At 49.8% G+C, this 23,022-nt stretch carries 15 protein-coding genes and 1 tRNA gene; 7 read left to right on the top strand and 9 right to left on the bottom strand.

Annotated features, from left to right (window positions below):
- Positions 1 to 91: 91 nt before the first annotated feature.
- The gene (gene metH, locus F4Y64_01850; GenBank protein ID MXX96342.1) at positions 92 to 2,722 is read left to right on the top strand and encodes a methionine synthase; all 2,631 of its coding nucleotides are present in this window, start codon (positions 92 to 94) and stop codon (positions 2,720 to 2,722) included.
- 46 nt (positions 2,723 to 2,768) lie between these two features.
- Complete coding sequence (locus F4Y64_01845) at positions 2,769 to 3,119, top strand: DUF3470 domain-containing protein (GenBank protein ID MXX96341.1); 351 nt, start codon at positions 2,769 to 2,771, stop codon at positions 3,117 to 3,119.
- On the opposite strand, the gene ytxJ is transcribed toward F4Y64_01845, so the two are convergent.
- Positions 3,036 to 3,356: a bacillithiol system redox-active protein YtxJ gene (gene ytxJ, locus F4Y64_01840; GenBank protein MXX96340.1), complete on the bottom strand. Its 321-nt coding sequence runs from the start codon at positions 3,354 to 3,356 to the stop codon at positions 3,036 to 3,038. The two genes, F4Y64_01845 and ytxJ, sit on opposite strands and share 84 nt — an antisense overlap.
- Positions 3,357 to 3,441: 85 nt before the next feature.
- Between ytxJ and F4Y64_01835 the strand changes: the two genes are divergently transcribed.
- A complete protein-coding gene (locus F4Y64_01835) occupies positions 3,442 to 5,229 on the top strand; it encodes a M3 family oligoendopeptidase (protein ID MXX96339.1) in 1,788 nt (595 codons plus the stop codon).
- Here the strand turns inward: F4Y64_01835 and F4Y64_01830 are convergent.
- Genes F4Y64_01830 through F4Y64_01820 form a run of 3 tightly spaced genes read right to left on the bottom strand, consistent with a single transcriptional unit; the run spans position 5,205 to position 7,930 of the window.
- The gene (locus tag F4Y64_01830; protein ID MXX96338.1) at positions 5,205 to 6,326 is read right to left on the bottom strand and encodes a 3-deoxy-7-phosphoheptulonate synthase; all 1,122 of its coding nucleotides are present in this window, start codon (positions 6,324 to 6,326) and stop codon (positions 5,205 to 5,207) included. The genes F4Y64_01835 and F4Y64_01830 overlap by 25 nt on opposite strands.
- A gap of 22 nt (positions 6,327 to 6,348) precedes the next feature.
- The gene (gene nagB, locus F4Y64_01825) at positions 6,349 to 7,065 is read right to left on the bottom strand and encodes a glucosamine-6-phosphate deaminase (GenBank protein ID MXX96337.1); all 717 of its coding nucleotides are present in this window, start codon (positions 7,063 to 7,065) and stop codon (positions 6,349 to 6,351) included.
- On the bottom strand, positions 7,055 to 7,930 hold the full coding sequence (locus F4Y64_01820; protein ID MXX96336.1) for an acetyl-CoA carboxylase carboxyltransferase subunit beta: 876 nt from the start codon (positions 7,928 to 7,930) through the stop codon (positions 7,055 to 7,057). The genes nagB and F4Y64_01820 overlap by 11 nt, the downstream gene beginning before the upstream one ends.
- A 148-nt stretch (positions 7,931 to 8,078) precedes the next feature.
- Between F4Y64_01820 and F4Y64_01815 the strand changes: the two genes are divergently transcribed.
- The gene (locus tag F4Y64_01815; protein MXX96335.1) at positions 8,079 to 10,202 is read left to right on the top strand and encodes an elongation factor G; all 2,124 of its coding nucleotides are present in this window, start codon (positions 8,079 to 8,081) and stop codon (positions 10,200 to 10,202) included.
- A 117-nt stretch (positions 10,203 to 10,319) separates the two neighbouring features.
- Here the strand turns inward: F4Y64_01815 and F4Y64_01810 are convergent, their stop codons facing one another.
- The 3 genes from F4Y64_01810 to F4Y64_01800 form a co-directional block, all read right to left on the bottom strand.
- Positions 10,320 to 12,962 carry a T9SS type A sorting domain-containing protein gene (locus F4Y64_01810; protein MXX96334.1) on the bottom strand — a complete coding sequence of 881 codons (2,643 nt, stop codon included), beginning with the start codon at positions 12,960 to 12,962 and terminating at the stop codon, positions 10,320 to 10,322.
- 236 nt (positions 12,963 to 13,198) lie between these two features.
- Complete coding sequence (locus F4Y64_01805; GenBank protein ID MXX96333.1) at positions 13,199 to 14,200, bottom strand: Signal peptidase-like protein; 1,002 nt, start codon at positions 14,198 to 14,200, stop codon at positions 13,199 to 13,201.
- A gap of 147 nt (positions 14,201 to 14,347) precedes the next feature.
- Positions 14,348 to 15,517, bottom strand: coding sequence for a DNA polymerase III subunit delta' (locus tag F4Y64_01800; GenBank protein MXX96332.1), 1,170 nt, complete (start codon positions 15,515 to 15,517; stop codon positions 14,348 to 14,350).
- A gap of 88 nt (positions 15,518 to 15,605) precedes the next feature.
- Here F4Y64_01800 and F4Y64_01795 point away from each other — a divergent pair.
- Positions 15,606 to 15,679, top strand: a tRNA-Met gene (locus F4Y64_01795).
- Positions 15,680 to 15,807: 128 nt separating this feature from the next.
- Here F4Y64_01795 and F4Y64_01790 read toward each other — a convergent pair.
- On the bottom strand, positions 15,808 to 16,197 hold the full coding sequence (locus tag F4Y64_01790) for a co-chaperone GroES (GenBank protein ID MXX96331.1): 390 nt from the start codon (positions 16,195 to 16,197) through the stop codon (positions 15,808 to 15,810).
- 25 nt (positions 16,198 to 16,222) lie between these two features.
- Complete coding sequence (locus tag F4Y64_01785) at positions 16,223 to 18,019, bottom strand: Na+:solute symporter (protein ID MXX96330.1); 1,797 nt, start codon at positions 18,017 to 18,019, stop codon at positions 16,223 to 16,225.
- A 655-nt stretch (positions 18,020 to 18,674) separates the two neighbouring features.
- Between F4Y64_01785 and F4Y64_01780 the strand changes: the two genes are divergently transcribed.
- Both F4Y64_01780 and F4Y64_01775 read left to right on the top strand, forming a co-directional pair.
- On the top strand, positions 18,675 to 20,996 hold the full coding sequence (locus F4Y64_01780; protein ID MXX96329.1) for a DNA topoisomerase 4 subunit A: 2,322 nt from the start codon (positions 18,675 to 18,677) through the stop codon (positions 20,994 to 20,996).
- On the top strand, positions 20,993 to 22,915 hold the full coding sequence (locus F4Y64_01775; GenBank protein MXX96328.1) for a type IIA DNA topoisomerase subunit B: 1,923 nt from the start codon (positions 20,993 to 20,995) through the stop codon (positions 22,913 to 22,915). Before F4Y64_01780 ends, F4Y64_01775 begins: the two co-directional genes overlap by 4 nt.
- The last annotated feature ends 107 nt before the right edge of the window (positions 22,916 to 23,022 follow it).

Raw genomic sequence — 23,022 nt, 5'->3', positions numbered from 1 at the left:
GAGGGAGAAGGGGATCTATGGCCAATAGGGTGACCAATCCTGATAATCATAACCTCAAGGGCTTCTGGCCAAACAAAGGCCCGGATAGGGAATGAGTACAGCTGCCCAGACATTTGTAAACATTGGTGAGCGGACCAATGTGACCGGTTCCGCCAAGTTCCGGAGACTGATCGTGAGTGGCGATTATGCGACCGCCGTAGAAGTTGCACGACAGCAGGTCGAAAGCGGTGCACAGATCATTGATGTAAATATGGATGAGGGGATGCTTGATGGTGTCAAAGCCATGCAAACCTTCCTCAACCTGATTGCCGCCGAGCCCGACATTGCCCGGGTGCCAATCATGATTGACAGCTCAAAGTGGGAAGTGATCGAGGCAGGTCTCAAATGTGTCCAAGGCAAGGCCGTGGTCAATTCAATCTCACTGAAGGAAGGAGAGGATCAGTTTCGAGAGCGAGCACATGCATGTCTGTCTTACGGCGCAGCAGTCATCGTGATGGCGTTTGATGAGGTGGGTCAGGCGGACACTGCATCACGCAAGATTGAGATTTGTCAGCGGGCATTCAAGATTCTTACCGAAGAAGTTGGTTTCCCCGCCGAAGACATAATTTTTGACCCAAACATTTTTGCCGTTGCCACGGGAATTCCAGAACACAATAATTATGCAGTTGATTTTATTGAGGCAGCACGGGTCATCCGTAGGACATGCCTTGGCTGTCATATCTCGGGTGGGCTCTCGAATGTATCCTTCAGTTTCCGTGGCAATGAGCCAGTGCGTCGGGCGATGCATTCCGTCTTTTTGTATCACGCGATCCCTGCCGGGATGAACATGGGAATTGTGAATGCTGGTCAACTGGATATCTATGACGAGATTGAACCGACACTGCGAGAACTGGTCGAAGATGTGATCCTCAACCGTAATGAGGGCGCGACAGAGGCGCTCGTTGATTACGCCGAGCAGTTCCGTGGTCAAAAAGGAAAGTCGGTACAAAAAGATATGTCTTGGCGCAAACTCCCTGTGGAGAAGCGGCTTGAATATGCACTTGTAAATGGAATCACCGAATTTATTGTCGAGGATACGGAGGAGGCCAGAGCTGAGGCGGACCGCCCGTTGCATGTTATTGAAGGCCCGCTCATGGATGGCATGAACGTGGTGGGTGACCTGTTTGGGTCCGGTAGAATGTTCTTGCCGCAAGTTGTGAAGTCTGCCCGTGTCATGAAAGCGGCTGTAGCTTATCTCGACCCGTTCATGCAGGCCGATAAAGAAAAGCTAGGAGTCGTTGACGCTTCGAATGGCAAAATCCTGATGGCCACCGTCAAAGGTGATGTACACGATATCGGGAAGAATATTGTCGGTGTAGTGCTTGCGTGCAACGGCTATGAGGTTGTTGATATGGGCGTTATGGTGCCGTGTGAGAATATTCTCAACAAAGCCAAAGAAGAACAGGTTGATATTATTGGTCTCTCTGGACTCATCACACCAAGTCTGGACGAAATGGTCTATGTAGCAGGCGAAATGCAGCGTCTTGGCATGAAACAGCCTCTGTTGATCGGAGGGGCAACTACCTCTCCAGTGCATACAGCCGTGAAAATCGACCCGGCCCGCAGCAATGGCCCATCTATTCACGTTACCGATGCAAGCCGTGCGATTGGGACTGTCTCCTCATTGTTCTCCGATGATGAGCGCCCACTTTTTGTTGAGACCATAAAGGCCAAGTATCAGCGAATGCGTGACCGCCGAGTGGGTGGTCCACCAAAGCCACGCTATTCGATTCAAGTAGCACGTAGCCACGCGCACAAGCTGCAGACTCCGGCTCCTCAAGTCCCGAGTTATAAAGGCACCAAAGTTTTTGAGGACTTTGATCTGTCACAGCTCGCTCGCTACATTGACTGGACCCCATATTTCGTAACCTGGAACCTAGCTGGACGATATCCAAAAATCCTGGAACACGAGACGAAAGGTAAAGCGGCGCGTGACCTTTGGCGCGATACCCAGGTGATGCTGCAACAAATCATGGATCAGGGTTGGTTCAAGCCGAAAGCTGTTGTTGGTTTTTGGGAGGCTTCCCGGGACGGTGACGATATCAAGCTCAATACTGGCGAAACGTTCTTTACACTTCGTCAGCAAATGATAAAAGACAATGGCCGAGCCAATTTTGCTCTGTCTGACTTCATTGCAGAGGTGGGTGATCATGTTGGGGCCTTCGCGGTCACTTCCGGAACCGAGGCGGAGCAGATTGCCAAAATGTTTGAGGCCGATTCCGATGACTATTCAGCGATCATGATCAAGTCCCTTGCTGATCGATTTGCAGAAGCTCTGGCGGAGTATATGCATGAGCGTGTCCGGAAGGAGCTTTGGGGATATGCGGCGGATGAAAACTATGACAATGAAGCCTTAATCAAAGAGGCTTACTCTGGTATTCGACCGGCGCCGGGTTATCCCTGCCAGCCCGACCATACGGAGAAGGAGACGATTTTTCGCTTGCTTGACGCGAATCGCATTGGGATGGAATTGACCACTAGCTGTGCAATGATCCCCGCTGCCTCTGTTTCTGGATTGTACATTGCGCATCCAGAAAGCACTTATTTCGCCGTTGGCCGGATTGATCGGGATCAGGTTGAGGACTATGCTCGCCGCAAAGGGATGCAGGTGCGTGAGGTGGAGCGCTGGTTAGGGCCGATTTTGAACTATGATCCAGCAGAAGTCGAAGCAGTAGCAGGGTGAATGCATCGATGGTGTAGTCTGTGAACCTGAATGCCCCATTGAGGCGATGAAGCCAGAAAATGAGGATGATCCTGACTCCAAATGGCTAAAATTCAATACGGAATATTTCGGGGTCTGGCGAAATATCACTCGAATGAGAGAGTCGCCAGAAGATCACGAGGAATTTGTTCAAATAACGAACAAATTTGCGGAATTTCTCAGCCTAAATCCGGGTAAAGCGACTATAAATCTGGCCAGCGATATAGCATTATCCCTAACCAGCGGACGGGGAACCTCAAGATTGCTTAGAATGGCTCATCTGACTCCTGGACCACTACTGTGCAGCAGCTGCGTGGATACTGTCCGCAGTCACAGCCCGATGAGACGCGTTATAGATGGACTCGCCTCGGGAGATTAAAATCACTTGAGGCGATTCGTGTCGAATCCCAAAATGAGCCTCAATATGATTGGACAGAGGGCGTGCCGTCTGAACAACAAGCTCAAAGACGGGGAGCTTGACGTTTGCCATTTCATCCTTGGCCGTAGCAGAGAGATCGCAAGTGGAGCTATGCTTGAAGACTGCGACTGTTTCCGAATCGGACTGTTTTAGGATCGCATCGAAATCATTAATGGAGTCAATTGACTGATAGGACATCAAGGTATTGGATTGTGTTACGGTATCAGATTACAACAATTTATAGCAATCAAGGTTCTACGCGAGTGCTAATTTCCACAGTGTAATGGACTCTCAAACGACCGGTGCTGAAAATGTACATTGGGATCTGACTCATCTTTATCTGAGTGAGTCCGATTTACGAAAAGACCTGATTGATGTAACCAGTGACGCGGAAAGGTTTAACAAGTCATGGAGGGGCAGGGTAGCAAGTCTGGAGGTAATTCAGATGAAGGAGGCGATCACGGAGTACGAGCTGATTCAAGAGCGGGTTGGTCGCGCAATGACTTATGCCTACCTCTCGTGGGTTACGGCTACGGATGATCCGGTACGTGGCGCACTTCTGCAGCATGTTCGTGAGTTGTCCACGCAAATTAGTAAGAACCTGCTATTCTTTGGGTTGGAGTGGATGAGAGTGGATGATGATCAGGCTCGGGTATTGATGGAGGGTGACGAACTTGCCGGATATCGTCATTTTCTAGAATGTGAACGACTTCTTAAGGACTACACCCTCTCAGAGGCAGAGGAGAAGATTCTGGCAGAGACGCAGGTGACCGGAAGATCTGCCTGGATGCGCTACTTCACTGAGACAACCAGTAGAATGCGCTTTACACTTCGAGGAGAAGTTCTTCCTCAGGAGCATTTGCTCACAAAGCTTCATGCCCACGACCGGGGACTACGCAAAGAGGCTGCGGACAGCTTTTCAAAAGGGCTCGCCTCGAATGAGCATACGCTCACGTACATCTTCAATACACTGCTGGCTGACAAGGCTGCAAATGACCGTATGCGAGGGTTGCCACACTGGCTCAAGTCCCGTAACCTGGGCAATGAGATTGCCGATGAAACAGCAGAAGCTCTGGTGCAGGCGGTAGTGAGCCGTTATGACCTGGTGGCTCGCTTTTATGAACTTAAGGCTAAAATTCTGGGGCTCAACCCACTTTATGATTATGACCGGTATGCACCTGTCGGAGAGAGCGACACCCACTATTCATGGAGTAATGCCAGACATATTACCCTGGAGAGTTACCGGGGATTTCATACACTTCTGGCGGATGTTGCCGAGCGGTTTTTTGAAGAAAAGTGGATCGATGCACCCGTACAGGTGGGCAAGCAGGGTGGGGCATTCAGCCATGGCTCAGTCCCCAGTGTACATCCCTACGTGCTGTTAAATTATACCGGGCGTGCACGAGATGTGCAAACCCTAGCACATGAGCTTGGGCATGGGGTGCATCAGTTCCTTTCAAGAGAACAGGGTTACTTGCAGGCTTCTACCCCGTTAACTACGGCGGAGACGGCCTCTGTGTTCGGGGAGATGCTTACGTTCCAGCGCTTGTTGGCGGAAGAGCCTAATCCACGTAATGTGCTGACGCTTCTGGTGAGCAAGATTGATGATACCATGGCAACCGTCTTCCGCCAAGTTGCCATGAATCGATTTGAGCACGCGATCCACACCGCAAGGCGTGAGGAGGGAGAATTATCGTCGGATAAATTTGCAGAGTACTGGATGTCTACTCAATCAGCTATGTTTGGCAATAGCGTGGTACTCACTGAGCAGTATCGTAGCTGGTGGAGTTATATCCCGCATTTTTTGCATACACCAGGCTATGTCTACGCATATGCATTCGGGGAGCTGTTAGTATTGGCCCTGTATAAACGCTACCTCGAATCTCCTGACGAATTTCCAGATCAATACATTGAGTTAATGAGGGCAGGTGGATCCGATTGGCCACATATCCTTGTTGGCCGCTTGGGGGTTGACTTGCAAGATCCAGAATTCTGGCACAAAGGACTCAGTGAGGTCGAAGCACTGATCGAGCGGGCCGAAGCCTGTTACGCGGCCTCTTGTCTGGATTGAACCAGCGCAACACGTTTGAGATAGGCATCACGTGCAATCTGAACATCTTCCAGAAAGAGCGGAAGTTCATCTGGACGCAGTGCCTGGGGGCCATCCACCAATGCCTTGGCAGGTTTTGGATGGAAATCAACAAGTACCATATTTGCTCCGGCGATAATGCCCTGTGCTGTAGCATGCATCACATCCAATAATCCATCCGGGCTTCGTTGCCTGTTGCCGACAGAGTGGGATGGATCAATGCATACAGGCATTCGAGTGAGTCGATGGACGACCGGTACATGCGAGAAGTCAACGAAATTTCGATGTGGATCACCCAGGTTCGTTTTCATTCCACGCAGTGCAAAGATCACGCGTCGATTCCCTTCACTGGCCAGGTATTCCGCCGCATTCAGTGATTCATTTAATGTGATTCCAAATCCTCTCTTGATCAGGACGGGGTAGTTATCCTGACGGCCAGCACACTTGAGTAGTTCAAAATTCTGTGTATTACGCGTACCGATCTGCAGCATGACGCCGGTGGGATGCCCTGTGGCCTCGAGAGCCTCATGAATCTCTAGGATATGCGATTCGTGCGTGACTTCCATGCAAATGATTCGGATGTCGTATTTGCCCGCGAGTTGAAAGACATAGGGGAGACAGTTTTTTCCGTGTCCCTGGAAAGAATAGGGATTAGTACGTGGTTTGTAGGCTCCCATTCGAGTGCAGGCTTGCCCGTTTTCCTTGAGCGCCTTCATCATGAGTTCTACATGCTCCGGAGTATCCACTGCGCACAGTCCAGCAAATACATGGAGATTCGTTTGATTGAATGTGATTCCGTTGTATTCAAACTGATGAGGGAAGTCTTCCTGGCCATGTCTTCCGAGCACTCGGTAGGCTTCCTGTACACGGACTACACGCTGCACGCAGGGCAGGCTTCGCATGAATTCCATTGAGAGGGATTTGGTATCCCCCAGTAGGTAGATCTCAGTCAGTCGCTGACCAGTACCCTGAATATGCCGGACTTGATAGGTAATGTTCACGAGCGAGTCCAGATAACGCGTCAGGAGTCCATACCGTGGCGAATCCTGGTCCGTATTGGGTTTTAATATGAGTATCACGGTTAAAGTAGATTCTAGGTTGTTACTTGTTAAGCCCCGAAAATGCAGCTTCATCCAGCAATACAGTGACATCAGAATGAGCCTGTAGGCAACTACCTGGCACGTCTTCTGTCTGGGCGCCTTGCAGGCACCGTGCTACCGCATCGGCTTTTGCGGGGCCACATGCGAGCAGCACGATCTTGCGGGCCTCCATTATTGTTTGTATCCCCATCGTTACTGCTTGGTGGGGTACATCTTCTATGGAATCGAAAAATCGGGCATTGTCCTGGATCGTCGATGGGGCAAGTGATACAACCCGGGTACGGGAATCAAATGGCGAGCCAGGTTCATTGAAGCCAATATGGCCATTGCTTCCGAGCCCCAAAATCTGAAGATCAATCCCCCCTTTGTTCTGAATGAGTCGCTCAAACGCTGACGGGTCTGGGACTGTTGCCGGGAAGTGAATGGAATCTGGCCGCACATTGACATGCCCAAAAAGGTGATGTTGCATGAAAGTCGCGTAGGATTGCTCATGGTTGATGGCAAGCCCGATATATTCATCCAGATTCACCGTAGTGAGTCGGTCAAACGAGATCTCGCCACGCTGATAACGGGTGACGAGTAACTCGTAGAGTCTTTCAGGCGTACTCCCCGTCGCAAATCCAAATACACCGCTGGGATTTTCGGAGATAACTTCACATACGAGTTCCGCAGCACGTGAGCTTACGGACTCGTAATCTTGGAAGCATTCAATCACCATCTGTCTTACTGGTAGATGATTCTTCTTGGAAAAGGTTGAGAAGGTGGATCAATGTTGTACGAAGTTTTCGTCGATCCACGACCATATCGACAAAACCATGGTCTTTGAGAAACTCGGAACTTTGAAATCCTTTTGGGAGATCTTGCCCAATCGTTTCGCGGATAACACGGGGGCCCGCGAAACCGATGAGTGCACCAGGTTCGGCGATATTGATATCACCAAGCATCGCAAAGGACGCGGTCACACCGCCAGTCGTTGGATTCGTTAATACGGAGATATATGGGATCCCCTTTTCGTGTAACCGGGCAAGGTGTGCACTGGTTTTGGCCATCTGCATTAGACTGAGCGCACCTTCCATCATCCGGGCTCCGCCACTTTGTGCTATGACAATGACGGGAATATTCTGTTCAACCCCTCTACGTATAGAACGGGCAATGACTTCACCGACAACGGAGCCCATCGATCCCCCAATGAATTTAAAATCCATGGCAGCGATAGATACGGTATGCCGATCCATTTGTCCGATAGCGGCCTGTACTGCGTCAGGCAATCCGCTTTTTTTTCGCGTGCTCTCAAGCCGATCGGAATAGTGTTTTCGATCTGTAAACTCAAGGGGATCTGTTGAGATAATTTCCTGATCCTGGAGTTGGCAGGAGCCATCGTCAAGCAGCAGCGCAAAGTATTCGCTTGAACCTAGGCGACCATGGTAGTCACACTTGGGGCAGATGTTCAGATTACCATTCAGTGCCCGGACAGGGTTAACAGCTGCACATCCTGGGCACTTTTGCCATTGTCCAGCAGGCATCTCGTGCTGACCACTACGACTAGTCAGAATTCCCTTTTTCGTTCTTTTGAACCAAGACATTGTTTTTGGTGCTACAGCATAGCGACTTAAACGGTTTTATCCGAGGGTGTTCTCCATTAGTACAATTAAGGTAGAAAAGCAGGTAAATTCTTTCCCAGGCTGTATATTTTGCGGCGAGTATCTCGAGAGACATCTAAGATAAGAGCTAATGAAAGTATATAATCCTGAGCATATCCGAAATGTTGTGTTGGTCGGCCATCAAGGTAGTGGAAAAACCTCCTTGGCTGAGTCTATGCTGTATGTCAGCAAAAAGACACGCCGTTTAGGTACGGTCACCGAAGGATCTACGGTCAGTGATTATCAGCCGAGTGAAAAGGAGAGGCAGATGTCCATCTTCTCGTCTCTTTTGCACGCGGAGTGGAAAGAGCACAAGATCAATATCATTGATACTCCAGGATACCCGGATTTTGTTGGTGAGGTCGTTGCAGCTGTTCGAGTCGCAGACACCTCCATTTTTGTGATGAATGCCCAGGAAGGGGTTGAGGTGGGTACAGAACTAGCCTGGGCTGCGGCGACGGAGAATGAAAAGCCAGCAATGTTTGTCATTAATCAGATTGATCGCCCCCAAGCGGATGTCGACTCACTCATTACGCAGATGCGAGATCGTTTTGGTTCTGGGATTACGGTCATTCAATTCCCGGGCGGGGCCCCGAATGAATTGATTGATGTGCTGATCATGAAGAAAATTACCTTCGACTCAAGCTCTCAAGGGCCGCCTACATTTAGTGAAATTCCAGATGAGTTTCGCGAACGTGCAGAAGAGTTACACAATGCATTGGTAGAGGACATCGCGGTCAGCGACGAGGAATTGATGGAGAAATATTTGGAGTCAGAGCGATTGACCGAGGATGAAATGCGTGCCGGACTGCGTGATGCAATGCTGCAGAGATCGCTGTATCCAATTTTTTGCACAGCAGCGACCGAGAATGTGGGCTCTGCCCGCCTGATGAGTTTTATCGGTAATGTAGTGCCATCCCCGTTGGAGGCCGCTTCTCTTCCGTTGACGGAGGGTAAGGTGGCTGAACCGAGCATGGAGGGGAATCCGATCGTTTTTGTCTATCGCACAATGGCAGAGCATCATGTCGGAGATTATTCATTCTTTCGTGTATGCAACGGTGCAATCGAGTCGGGAATGGATCTTGAGAATGCTCAATCTGGGACATCTGAGCGCCTGGGGCAGCTCTATGTATTATGTGGGCGCGATCGTGAAACGGTCTCGCGTATGAATATGGGAGACATCGGAGCGTTGGTCAAGCTGCGGGATACCCATACCAATAATACGCTTCACAAGAAAGGAAACAGGGTGGTTGTTACCCCCATTCCCTTCCCAGAACCGCGTTACCGTGAGGCAATTCAAGCGAAGACGGAGGGCGAGGAGGATAAACTTGCACAGGGACTACACCAAATCACTGCAGAGGACCCCTCTCTGGTGGTGATGCATGAGCCGCATTTAAGTCAGATCACTTTGGGTGGGCAGGGGGCGATGCATCTTAAGGTTGCTCAGTATCGGCTCAAGTCCAAGGTGAATGTAGAGGTGGAATACACTCGTCCGCGGGTTGCTTATCGCGAAACCGTTACAACCGAGGCACGCGATTCCTATCGGCATAAGAAACAGACGGGAGGTGCGGGACAGTTCGCTGACATTTCTGTTCTGATTGAGCCACTTGATGGTGAATTTCGGAAGCGACCGGATATCAACGTGCGTAATGTTGCGCAATCCCAAACTGCCTGGGGATCAACGATTGAGTTCATTGATGCAATTGTTGGGGGTGTGATTGATATGCGGCGCTTTTTTGGTGCGATTCAGAAAGGTGTCTTGGAAGGCATGCAAAGAGGTCCTGTGGCGGGTTACCCAGTTGGAGATGTTCGATTTGTCATCTTTGATGGGGGAATGCACTCGGTAGATTCGAATGAGAATGCCTTCAGAACGGCGGCACGGATGGTGTTCCGGGAATCATTCCGCAAAGCAAAACCGGTCATCCTGGAGCCGATCCATGATGTGGAGGTCACTGTACCAGATACATATACGGGGGATGTGATGGGGGATTTGAATGGACGCCGTGCAACGATCAAGGGCATGGAAGCTGAAGGGACGATGCAAAAAATTCTCGTCCAGGTCCCCGAAGCCGAGTTATATCAATACTCCACCCGTGTTCGTTCGATGACACAGGGACGGGGGATCCACAGTGCACGGTTTAGCCATTACCAAGCTATGCCGAGAAATGTGCAGGAAAAGGTCGTGGCTGTTGCTGCCAAAGAGGATCAGGATTAGAAAGTCAGCAAGCAAGTTCTTGGGCACTTGCAATCCAAGCATAAATGCGAAAAGCTTGTTAGCTACGATCTAGGATGGGATGTCCTTGATAGGGCTAGGCCTAGACTTCGGGTCAATCTATCTCACGATTGACATGGCCTTTGATCGTTGAAAAACTTGATCTCCCGTATCTATCCTGAGTGTATAATAATAGACTCCTGAGGTCAGGTTGTCTGTGCCAAGCTCTACCGTATGATCTCTGCCGGCTTCATACCATCCGTAGGGAGTCGTCTGAACGATCCGTCCCAATAGGTCGGTCACACGAATTGATATTTGTGCTGGTTCTGGCAGATCGAACACTATTTTTGTGAGGTCTGACACCGGATTTGGATAATTCCCCCAAAGCGTAATGGAGATGGTTGGCTCTTCATCTTCAATGCCTACACCCATATTGTCTCTGATCGTCACCGCCAATGTGTGAGATACTTCATCGTAGCCTCCTCCCGATGCCGCCAGTGTCAGTGTCACCTCATCGTTTAATAGGTCACTGTCCTCTGTTGTGATTAAGGTTACGGTCTGTGGAGTGTTATAGTTGTCTCGCGTAAATGTCAGTGTCTCCTGATCAGGCTCCATGTTGGTATTCTGATACCCGGTGATGGTCACGGTTACATCGCTTGAAGGTTGCGTCATAAGCGAAACTTGAACTGCTTCTGATTTCCCCTCGTCAACCTCCACAGAGACGGGGGCCAATATCCCCGGCATATCGTTATCCGTGATCGTGACCTCGGCGGAAATCGAGCTCCCCAAAATAATTCCGGTTGGTAGATCATCCTCATCTATGGCCACCGTGAAGGTTTCATTTTCGGTATCGGCATCTTCATAGGTGTTGATGGTATGCTCAACTTCAGTTTGACCACTGGTGATGTCTATGTTCACCGGAGAGGCGCTGTCATAATCGTCGGATTCGGCGGTTCCAGATGTGAGTATTAAGGGAATGGTCGTATTGATTGCCAAAGACTCGGACAGCTCTATCGTTACCGTCACCGATTGTCCTTCCATTACAGAATCTTGATCTACTGACAGTGAAATTTCCGGCATGCTGGCATCTATGATCGTGATGTCCGCTGAGGCTGGACTACCTAGCAGGGTGCCAAATGGCAGACTGTCCTCATCGATAGCCACTGTAAAAGACTCGTCCTCAATGTCGTCATCTTCGTAAGTATTGATGGTGTGCTCGGCCTCAGTTTGGCCACTAATGATTTCTATGTTGATCGGAGACGTACTGTCATAATCACTGGATTCAGCTGTTCCGGATGTAAGTTCCAAGGGAATGGTCACATTACTGAACAGATCGTCAGACAGTTCGACCGTCACGGTCACAGATTCTCCTTCCTCCACAGAATTTTTATCTACCGACAAAGAGACCTCCGGCACATCGGGGTCTGTGATCGTGATATTTACTGAGCGGGGGCTTCCAGCTATCACTTCAGCGGGTAGATTATCCTCATCTATGGCCACACTGAAGGATTCATCTTTCGCGTCGCTATCTTCATAGGTGTTGATTGTATGGTCGGCTTCAGTTTGGCCACCGGTGATAGTGACATTCACTGGAGTCCTGCTGTCATAATCGCCGAATTCAGCAGTCCCAGATGTGAGATTCAGGGGGATAGTCACATTACTTGTCAGCGGTATAGACAATTCCACGGTTACCGTCACTGTCTCTCCTTCTTCGACAGAATTATTATCAACCGACAGGGAGACTTCCGGTACATCGTCATCTGTAATCGTGACCTGTGCCGAGAGGGGACTACCCGCCACCACTCCAGAGGGTAGATTGTCTGTATCTATTTGCACAGTGAAGGATTCATTCTGAATATCGTTATCTTCATAGGTGTTGATGGTATGGTCGGCTTCCGTCTGACCTCCAGTGATCGTGACATTCACTGGAGAGGTACTGTCGTAGTCGTCGGATTCGGCGGTCCCAGGTGTAAGATTTAGGGGGATGCTCACATTATTCGTCAGAGCCTCGGACAACTCTATGGTCACCGTAACCGCCTCTCCCTCTTCTACAGAATTATTATCTACCGATAAGCTCACCTGGGGTGTGCTTGATTTCAGTTCGAAGACAAAGCTTCCTACTGATTTGACGGACCCATCAACCAAAAACGGAGACGTACCGATGCGGCTTATATTCTCTGCAGGATCCGTATCGTCATTCGGTGAGGTATAGTTGGGGCCACTATCGGTTCCCGCGTCATAGACAAACAAGTCAACCTCAACTCGCTGTCTCCAGTTATTATCATTATCCAGCAAATTCAGCCCGGAAACGCCAACAAACCAGTCTGGGCTGGGTGCGAGCATAGAGGTGACTGTCACAAGATTCCACTGAGGGGTAACCTGAAAGGTAGTTTTTACAGATCCCGGCGATCGACCAATGCCGCCTCCACTAATGACTTCACCCGCATTTGACGCACTGATTGCCTGATTAACTTCGCTGCGAAGTGTTGATGTCCCTCCTGTTTCTGCCATACTCTCGATTCCGGCACTGGCCGTTGATCCAGTGCTCCAGAACGTAACTGAACTGTTGTGAGTCCCTCCAATTAGCCCAGAAAAATGAGGATTCGATGGAAAATCTGTGGGATGTGTAGACGCCGACCAGGTTGAAGTAAAGGTGAGCTCATACGTGGCAGTACCCTGCGCCAGGGCTGTTGATAGGAGCAGAAAGCTGCTCACTGCCCATACGGGCAGACACTTTTGAATCATATTATTGAAGGTATTCATAATGAATTCAATCTATTGGGAATTCAGGTGCTCATCAGCGTGATTTTGATTGAGTGATCCAATCATATCCACGAATCAGGCCATAATTCCGTATACGATAGATCTCAGCCAGCCGCTTAGACCAAACCCCGCTAGATTACAATCTGTTTGATTAGGCGAATTGTTTCCATTGATATGTAGGAATCATGACACGGCCACATCAAGCGAACGTCTACTAATTGCAGTATACCTCAGTTTTAGCGCCGCTTTGATCGACTTTTTGTGTGTGCGGATTTACGACTACGCTGCGGTGGCCGCTTCTTCTTGATGTACGTGATGTCCTGGAGGTCAAATTCCTCAATCAGATTATTGTTAAGGTTTACGCGGACCGTGCGGGAGAAAATATTCATGCTCCGGACTCGCCCAGGACCATTGGAGGTATCCACTTTTGCGTTTTTTCGAGGGAATTCCTCAAGTATTTTCATATACTGCTCAAGCTCGTAATTCAGGCAGCATTTCAGTTGCCCACATCGTCCCGTCAATCTTTCACTAGTGAGGGGAAAGTGCATTTTTTTTGCGGCCGAAGCGGATACCGGTGGAATTTGTCGCATCCAGGAAGAACAACAGAGCTCTCGCCCACACACACCAAGGCCACCTATCCGAGCAGATTCTTCGCGAGGGCTCAAGCGAAGGAATTCGACACGTGTCTCAAAGTGCCGGCAGAGTTCACTAATGACCGGTCGCATCGTAACCCGAGTTTGGGAAGTATAGAAGATGGATAGCCGCTTTCGATCAAACTGCCATTCTGCATCCACAAGTTTGATGGGAAGTTGCCGTCTCCCAACAGTTGATTTCGCAGCGAGCAGGGCTTCTTTTTCAGCCTCCCTATTCTCCTCGTGAATACTCCGATCATTTGAAGAGGCTAGGCGGAGGACTTGGCCATAGTTTGGGTTCTGTCTTGCACGAATATGTACCAACTCACCAGTGAGCGCAACTTGTCCGTAATCCAGTCCCCGCTGCGCAGAAACAATAATGTCGTCGCCAGCATGTACAGGTATTTTTTGTTTGTTTTGATACACCTTTCTGCGTCGGCCCTTAAATACGACTTCGACCAAATCACAATGGTCCCGACCGGGATTCTTGGAGGATGCAGGAAGCCAGTCAAAAATCTGCACAGACGGACAACTATCGTTGCAACCGCCGTAGCCGGTTAATGAACTTCCGCTGCAACCGCACGCACCGTTTGCGCCACAAGCCATGATAGATTTGGTTATTTCAGTAAGGGGCCTTGCATACTGAATTGGATTTACGCCGCGAACGTAACAACGTTCGAACTGTGAGCGTGTGAGAAATCAGAGTCCTGACATCAGGAGAACCGAATTTTGATGCGGCAAAAGAGGTGATTACTATGAAATTGGATGGAGGCTCGTAAGGGGTTTAAATAACTTGCCGCTATGTGGGCTTCGCATGGCTTTGCCCAGGCTCAGTGATAGGTTCATCAGCAATAATGTTGTATTCACATTCGATTCACTCAACAGAAGTGCTTCTTCAATGAGACAAGACATTGCATCCAGGTCGGCACTTTGAAGATTCTGGCTGAACTTTGAAATTTCCTGTTTCTGGTCACGATTTGTGATCGGTGCATCTTCTCCGATCTCCCGGTACAATGCAACATCACGGATCCAACTCAACAGAAGCCGAAGCAAATTCCTGATACGATCCCGACTGGACTGACTGATCTCTGCGATGAGATTCGTTTGCTGAACAAACCTTTCTGTGAAGGCCAGACGCAGAAATGTTAAAACTCGGTCACGGTCACGTCGGAGTTCTTCGCTCTGAGTCAGCTCCAGAGCACGCAGGTAGGAGCCCTGAGACATATTCGCCACAATTTCTGCAAGCTCAATCTCAATTCCTTTGCGCTCGCGTAACGCTCGAGAGATCGTATCCGGCGAGAGATTCTCAAATGCCACGTGCTGGCAGCGTGATAGGATCGTCTGCAAAAGTAGGTCTTTTCGGGATGTCGTCAGGATGAACAGCGTGTCAGGGCCAGGCTCTTCAAGAAGTTTCAGGAATGTATTTGCGGCCTGCTCGCGAATAGTATCTGCATCGGTAATGATTGCTATGCGATATCTTCCCCTCAGGGGGCGCATCATCATCTTTTGACGTAAATGCAGGTTGATTCGCTCGACAGAATAAAATGCTTGCTTAAGTTTTTCGGGTGCACTTTTTCCAGATCCCAATGTAGGAGCGCGAACAAAATCTACCGCCGCGTATGGATCTTCAGCCAGTAGCGCAATCCGTTCGGCTACATCCCGGGGTTTGGCATCACTGGGTTCAGGAATCAAAACATGTATATCAGGGTGCTCCAATTGGGCTGCCTGCCTACAAGATGTGCAAGGTTCGCTCCCGTTGCAGCCTTCACACTGCAATTCTCGTGCAAATGCTAGGGCAACTGCACGCTTTCCAGTACCCTCCATGCCATGAAACAGATACGCGTGAGCCACACGTCCAGAATCTACGGAACGTCTCAAGAGCTCAACCACCTTCCCCTGGCCGATAATACTATCCCAGTGCATGTTTCCTATAAAATCCGTGCTTGTAGTACCAGTGCTTCCCTAGGTGGTTGCAACACGTTTCGGACTATCTCCGTTCAAGCGTTCATCTGGCGTGGTAGCTCAGTCGGTTAGAGCGTGCGACTCATAATCGCAAGGTCGAGAGTTCGAGTCTCTCCCACGCCACCCTCTCATAGAGCATCCAGGTAATTCAAGCCTCCGCCCACAGCTCTTCTAGCGTCGCGTTAACCATCAGGATCGTATATCAATATCTTGATGGGGGTCATTTCTCAAGACCCAGGACAATCTACGGGCTAGGGCCGATTTGAATCGAGAAGTTCACTGATTACGTCTTCATGATCTGGTCTGACCAGAGCAAGGATGGCGTGATGGGGCACGATGAAGAATTTCGTTTGTTTGTAAGTGAATTCGATTGCTTCCTTGCGCTGATAGAAAGCCAAATCGCCGACATTCGCTTCCAGAGGCAGATATCTTCCGATCTTTTTTGGTTCTGCCCAGGGTTCACTATCAGAATAGTCAGGATTTGGGATAAGATGACCAGGACCGACTTGTTCGATACGCCCTGATCCAATTCGGTCACGTTCAGCCACGGATGCCGGTAAAACCAGCCCAGATTCGGTCTGCTGTTCACCGCTATCGGGTCTGATGAGTACGCGATCGCCGACAATAATCAACTCCGACATGATTCAACGATGTATCCAGTCAAGATCAATGGGCCTTGTTTTGATCAAACGTCCATCTTAAATAGAGGGTCGAAGCGATTGCCACAAGCAGCATCAGAATCCCGGCCAAAGTGTTTCCAAGGATCAAATAACCTGCCGAAAAAAGACAGGCATAGACCAGTGCAATTCCGGCACACCATTGACGTGCCATAGAAGAAATGGTCGCATCCGGTTGTATATCTGGATGTAGAGCAGCAATCGGGCGCCAGCCAGGACCCGCGGGTCGAACCAGGGTATAAAAGGCCTCGAGAGTAGACGGATCTGTCGGTTTTGTCAAGAAGGTAGCTATAAGCCAGAGAGCCGTGGTCACCCCCACGACAACAAATAAGTTGGATGGGAAGGGTTCCTGAATTCCGGGAATCGGAACCCCCAACAATGTTAGTAGGACCATCACAATCGGAGCCAGGGTTGCCACGAGTTCACTCCAGGCATTAATCCGCCACCAGTACCAGCGAAGGATCAGTACCGTCCCGAGTCCTGCAGATGCCGTGATAATCAATGTCCATGCCTGACTGATAGATTCAAGTTGGGTGGCCAGAAGAATGCTCAGCAATCCCACAATGAACGTGAGAGTTCGCGAAACGAAAACATAATGACGCTCACTACGGTCAGGATTCACAAATCTGCGCCAAAAGTCATTCACTAGGTAGGAAACGCCCCAATTCAATTGGGTTGAAATCGTACTCATGAATGCAGCCAAAAATGCCGCAAATACAATCCCGAGTACCCCAATCGGTAACACGTCTCGCATGACTAGGATAAACCCTTCTCGTGAGTGGGTAAGATCAGGGTAGAGGACCAGTGAAGCCAGAGCAACAATAATCCATGGCCATGGGCGGATGCAGTAGTGAGCGATGGTGAATAAAAGGGCTGAAAAAGTCGCATCTCGCTCGCTGGCAGTTCCCATCATGCGCTGTGCACTGTATCCACCACCACCAGGTTCAGAACCCGGATACCAACTGCTCCACCACTGAATTCCAATGAAGGCAACGAAAGCGGGGATCGACAGCGCAAAAGCTGCTACAGCTCCAGACGCTTCCCCGATCGTAGGAAAGAAGCGAAATGTTTCTGCCGGCAAGTGTGATTTCAGGCCGGCAATTCCCCCTACTTCGGGAATACGAAGCACAAATATTGCCATCAGGATTGAGCCAATCATGGCTAATATGAATTGCATCACATCGGTGACTGCTACTCCCCACAAGCCAGATAGCAGTGCAAAAACGGAAACCAGTACCACAAGTAGACTGACAATCACCAGTGCAGCACTCATCGTAAGTCCACCGATCGAGACCGTAGTATGCCCGAAGATGGTCAATTCCGGCCATAAGACATTGATGGCCGTTTCCATTGCAAGCGAGACCCAGCCAATAATGATGATGTTCAGTAGCAGGCCAAAGTATACGGCCTTAATTCCGCGAAGCCAGGCGGCGGCCGATCCTGTGTAGCGAACCTCCACGAACTCCACATCTGTCTGAATTCCGCATCGTCGCCACAAACGTGCAAAAAAGAACACAGTCAGCATACCGCCAAAGGCAAAATTCCACCAAATCCAGTTGCCGGCAATGCCATTCTGAGCCACAAGTTCTGTTACGGCCATTGGTGTATCTGCCGCAAAAGTGGTTGCAACCATACTGATTCCGGCCAGCCACCAAGTCATCCGTCGTCCACTCAGGAAAAATTCAGAAGTATTCTGCCCGGCACGTTTCGAATAATACAGGGCAATCCCAAGGACAATCAGGAAATAAAGACCTACAATAGTCCAGTCAAGTGGTGTCATGTTTATAATGGTTGCACAGAGTGGTAATCATATACTGGTTTAGTGGTTCTGAAAGGATTCCTTCCTAAAGTAGGCAATAGAATCGTATTACCTCTGCGGGGCATCTCGATTCTCAGTGCAGTCGTGGTGGGCCCGTGGAAGAAGCTCATGGATACTCGTAGCTTCTTTCTCAAGTCATGGATGCTTTTCCCAGTTCACGGTTAGTGATACGGCTCCGTTGCACATTGTGGACTCTGATATGAAGAGAGCATCTTTGGAGGCTAACAAAGAAAACATGTCAGGAGGGAAATGTCCCGGTGGTCCATAGTAAAATGAAGCTTCTCATTGTTCCTATTTCCGGGTTAGCAGGGGCGATTTTTTCGAAGTACCCTAATTTACCCAGATGCACGGTTGGACGATCAGGTAGAATTGATTTGCGCCCGGTTACCTTATTGAAGTTAGGTAAACCTGACCGTTCTTCCCAGAATAAAACCATGCCTAAAACATTTGATGTCGTAAAATGCGCAGCATGGTTCCAATACAGCTTGAGATCGTATCACCATTGACAGGACTTGACCTAGCATCAACTGCAGGGCATCTTTACCGAATCGTAGCAATTATAAAAGGAACATGATGTTTTTGGCAGTATTTTCATGGAATAAATCAGATCTGTGCTGAGGGGATGGACCATACAGATTCTGCGCCACTTCATGAACTTGCAAATTCGAGATATCTGAATTATGCGCTGTCGGTGATTACCAGTAGAGCACTACCAGATATTCGGGATGGGTTGAAGCCGGTGCAGCGCCGGATCCTGTATGCAATGTTTGCAGGTCTTCGACTGTACCCCGACGCAAGGTACAGAAAGAGTGCGACCATCGTTGGGGATACCATGGGGAAGTATCATCCTCACGGAGACAGTGCAATCTATGATGCAATGGCACGGATGGCACAGGCCTTCTCTCTGCGCGACCCGTTGGTGGACGGACACGGCAACTTTGGATCTATTGATGGGGATCGGCCCGCCGCCATGCGGTATACAGAGGCAAAATTGCGCCCCCTGGCGATGACCTTTCTTGAGGAACTCCGTCAGAATACCGTTCCATTCAGGCCAAATTTCGACGCAACCTTATCAGAGCCGGTAGTGCTGCCCGCGCGTGTTCCGAATCTACTGGTCAATGGTGCTACTGGCATTGCAGTTGGAATGGCGACCAGCATCCCTCCCCACAACCTTGGTGAGGTTGTGAGTGGAGCCATCTACATGGTAGAGTCTTTGCTTCGGCGGTCAAAGCATTCCTGGCCGGCAAATGCGCTGAACCGTTTGCTGGACCGCTACATTACCGGACCGGATTTTCCGACCGGCGGGAGAATGATGAATTCCAAAGAGGAGTTACATCAGATCTACAAGAAGGGGGAAGGGGCGATTATTCTGAGAGGTACTTATCTGGTTGAACGTAAATCAAAGGTGGTCATCACCTCCATTCCCTATGCCATCAACAAAAGTGATTTGGTTGAGAAAATCGCCAATCTTATCGGGGATGGTCGAGTTCCGCAGTTATTGGATATTCGGGATGAATCCACGGATGATATTCGGATTGTGATGGATCTGAAGCGCGGAGCGAACGTGGAGGCAGCCATGGGTTATCTCTACAAGTACACGCCATTGGAGTCGCGATTCCAAGTCAACCTGACGTGTCTTCTCCCAACGACGAATCCACAGATTTGTGAACCGAAACGGATTAATCTGCAGGAAGCCCTAGAGTATTTCTTGGAATTTCGGCTCGAGGTGGTTACACAAAGGCTGCGATACGAGTTGCGGCAACTCGAGGAGAGGATTCATATTCTTGATGGTTTTGACATCATCTTTGATGATCTGGATGAGGCAATCAGGATTATCCGGGCCTCAAAGAATAAGGCGGACGGGTCACAGCGCTTGCGCCACCGGTTTATACTTTCCGAACCTCAAGCGAATGCCATTCTCGAAACAATGCTCTACAGGCTCTCACAGCTGGAAATCGACGCAGTACGAGATGAGCTCAAAGTCAAGCAGATACGGGCCAAGGAGATCCGGGAGTTGCTGGCCGACGAGCTTGCACGTTGGAAGCTGGTTCGGAATGAACTAAAGGAAGTACGGCAGAAGTTTTCCACCGACCGACGTACGATACTGGCTTCGGGGGATGAAGGGCTCTATGAGTATTCCGAAGAAGACTTTATCGTGGATGAGGATACTGTGGTGATCGTGACTCGTGCTGGTTGGATTAAAAGACAGGGGTCCTATACCGAGATTCAGTCTATTCGTATTCGAGAAGGAGATGAAGTAGGATGGGTACTGGGCACTGGAACACGCTTTACAGTGGTACTTTGGACAAATTTTGGACGGGCCTACACGGTCCGAGCCAACGATATTGTCAGCACGACCGGACATGGGATTCCGCTGCAGAAGTTATTTGATTTTAAGGATAAGGAGCGGGTTGTCGGTGCGATTCCTTGCGATCCCAGAGTATTGCGAGCGGGCAAAGTATCAGACGAGGAGGACGTTTCTGCCTTAGGGTATCTCGTGGCGGTCACCTCCAAGGGGATGGTTCTTCGACAGCAATTACAACTATTTTCTGATGTATCAACACGTAAGGGAAGGTTGTGTATGCGTCTGAGTGAAGGAGATGAAGTTTCTGGCGTATGGCCGGTTGTCGGGGATGATTTTGTTTGTTTAGTCTCCCAAAAGGGGCGTGCACTAATTTTCCCAACAGAGGAGATTCCCTTGATAAGTGGACCTGGGAAAGGAGTCATCGGAATGCGTGTGGGTGCGGAAGATATCCTGATTGGAGCCAATGTCAGCGCCCAGGTACGCGAGGGAGTTGCTGTCGAAACCCCGCGCGGGCGGCAGGAGATTATTCGTCGAACCAAATATGAAGTCGCCCGCAGAGGCGGTAAAGGGCGCAAGATTATCCAGCGGGGAGAGCTAACACCCGGCGCGGTCGAACCGCACGAAATTCCTTTGCCATGAGCTCATATTCAGGAGCAGATATTATTGTTCTGGAAGGCTTGAAGGCCGTACGCAAGCGTCCGGGTATGTACATCGGAGGTACAGGCAAGCCGGGGCTTCACCATCTGCTCTGGGAAATCGTGGATAATGGCGTAGATGAAGCAGTAAACGGGCATGCGAATTGCATTGAAGTCACGCTTCATAAGGATGCAGCGAGTGTGACGGTCCAGGATAATGGGCGTGGAATTCCAGTGGATCCCCATCCGCAGAAGAAAATCCCTGCCTTGGAAGTCATCATGACGACTCTGCATTCCGGTGGTAAATTCGAGGGAGATCAGTATGTGACTTCTGGTGGATTACACGGGGTAGGAGCCTCGGTAGTGAATGCGCTTTCCAAAGAACTGGTTGCCAGAGTCAAACGCGGGGGGACGACTTATGAGCAGCGGTTTCAGCGTGGGCGTCCGGTGAGCAAGCTAGTGGACCTGGACAAGCGTACTCGATTAACGGGGACGAGCATCTACTTTGCCCCAGATCCCGATATTTTTGACTCGGTAGCTTTTGATGCGAGTCTAATTCGGGCACAACTCGAGATCAAAGCTTATTTAAATCGTGGACTACGGATCATTTTTAGAGATGAAAACCAAGGAGAAGAGGTTGAGTTTGTGCATGAGGGGGGTATCGTCGATTATCTGGGACATCTGATCCAAGGTGACGGAGTATCTCCAGTACACCCGGAGGTTTTTTCCATCCAGCAGGATACATTCGAAAACGGTGTACGATTGGAAGTCGCGGTCCAGTGGACAGAGTCCACGCGTGAATGTGTGAAATCTTATGTCAATGGGATCCCCACAAATGACGGTGGCACACACGAACAGGGGTACAAAGATGCGGTCAGAACGGCAGTTCGTTCCTGGATGGACACGCACAACGCGATCCCTCGTGGAGTAGAGGTTACCTCCGAAGATATACGTGAGGGGCTTTTTGCAGTCATCAATATGTTCATGTCAGAGCCGCAATTCCAAGGGCAGACGAAGGATAAGCTGAATAATCCCTCGGCACGCTCACTGGTAAGTGGCACAGTCCGCGTTGCACTGGAGCAATTTCTGAATTCACATCCATCGGCCAGTGACGCCATTGGTGCTCGTGTACTCCAGGCAGCGCGAGCACGTCAGGCGAGCCGTGCCGCTGCAAAATCGGTCCGCTCCAAGGCGCGTCAGCGGAGACGGTTGATGCTACCGGGGAAATTAGCAGATTGCTCGTCCATGGATCCCACAGTGGGAGAATTGTTTATTGTGGAAGGAGATTCAGCAGGCGGTTCTGCAAAGCAGGGCCGAGATCGAAAAACACAGGCGGTACTCCCATTGCGTGGAAAGGTATTAAATGCAGAGCAGGCAACTACCCAAAAGCTGCGAAACAACACCGAGTTATCCAACGTGGTTCAGGCACTTGGATGTGGAATGGGAGACAACCTCGAACCTGAGAAATTGCGCTACCATAAGGTGATTCTTCTGATGGATGCAGATTCGGATGGGCACCACATTGCTACACTGATGCTAACATTCTTTTATCGCTATATGCGTCCGCTCATTGATCTGGGACATATCTATATCGCCGAGCCACCGCTCTACAGACTGGATGCGGGGAAGGAGACCTATTGGGCGTTGGATGAAGAAGAAAAAAGTCGGATTGAAAGGCGACTAAGACGTAAAAATTCCCGGATCAAGATTGATGTACAACGCTTCAAGGGCCTAGGTGAAATGATGCCGCAAACGTTGAAAGAAACTACTCTGGATCCGGCGCGACGCCGAATCCTACAGGTTACCATCCCCGAAAAAACCCGTGCAGAAACCACGATTGCTGGGTTAATGGGGCGGGATTCATCTGTTCGTTACCGTTTTATTATGGAGAATGCCCGGAAGGCCGAAGACTTAGATGTCTAGCTGATCGGCGCTGAGCCGTAATCACACTGCCACCGGCAACAAGGATCATTCCGATGAGAGAAAGCAGATTGGGATAATCTCCAAAGATTACAGTTCCCCAGACGGCC

It is taken from the genome of Rhodothermaceae bacterium, from assembly GCA_009838195.1.
Taxonomy (GTDB): domain Bacteria; phylum Bacteroidota; class Rhodothermia; order Rhodothermales; family Bin80; genus Bin80.
The sequence above is the reverse complement of the archived record's forward strand: the minus strand, read 5'-3'. Positions and strand labels throughout refer to the sequence as shown.

Coding starts and splice junctions, on each gene's coding strand:
- nagB (MXX96337.1), bottom strand. CDS start 7,065: ATGGTGATTGAATGCTTCCAAGATTACGAGTCCGTAAGCTCACGTGCT.
- F4Y64_01805 (MXX96333.1), bottom strand. CDS start 14,200: ATGGCTTGTGGCGCAAACGGTGCGTGCGGTTGCAGCGGAAGTTCATTA.
- F4Y64_01845 (MXX96341.1), top strand. CDS start 2,769: ATGAAGCCAGAAAATGAGGATGATCCTGACTCCAAATGGCTAAAATTC.
- F4Y64_01790 (MXX96331.1), bottom strand. CDS start 16,197: ATGTCGGAGTTGATTATTGTCGGCGATCGCGTACTCATCAGACCCGAT.
- F4Y64_01815 (MXX96335.1), top strand. CDS start 8,079: ATGAAAGTATATAATCCTGAGCATATCCGAAATGTTGTGTTGGTCGGC.
- F4Y64_01810 (MXX96334.1), bottom strand. CDS start 12,962: ATGAATACCTTCAATAATATGATTCAAAAGTGTCTGCCCGTATGGGCA.
- F4Y64_01835 (MXX96339.1), top strand. CDS start 3,442: ATGGACTCTCAAACGACCGGTGCTGAAAATGTACATTGGGATCTGACT.
- F4Y64_01780 (MXX96329.1), top strand. CDS start 18,675: ATGGACCATACAGATTCTGCGCCACTTCATGAACTTGCAAATTCGAGA.
- F4Y64_01800 (MXX96332.1), bottom strand. CDS start 15,517: ATGCACTGGGATAGTATTATCGGCCAGGGGAAGGTGGTTGAGCTCTTG.
- F4Y64_01820 (MXX96336.1), bottom strand. CDS start 7,930: ATGTCTTGGTTCAAAAGAACGAAAAAGGGAATTCTGACTAGTCGTAGT.
- F4Y64_01775 (MXX96328.1), top strand. CDS start 20,993: ATGAGCTCATATTCAGGAGCAGATATTATTGTTCTGGAAGGCTTGAAG.
- ytxJ (MXX96340.1), bottom strand. CDS start 3,356: ATGTCCTATCAGTCAATTGACTCCATTAATGATTTCGATGCGATCCTA.
- metH (MXX96342.1), top strand. CDS start 92: ATGAGTACAGCTGCCCAGACATTTGTAAACATTGGTGAGCGGACCAAT.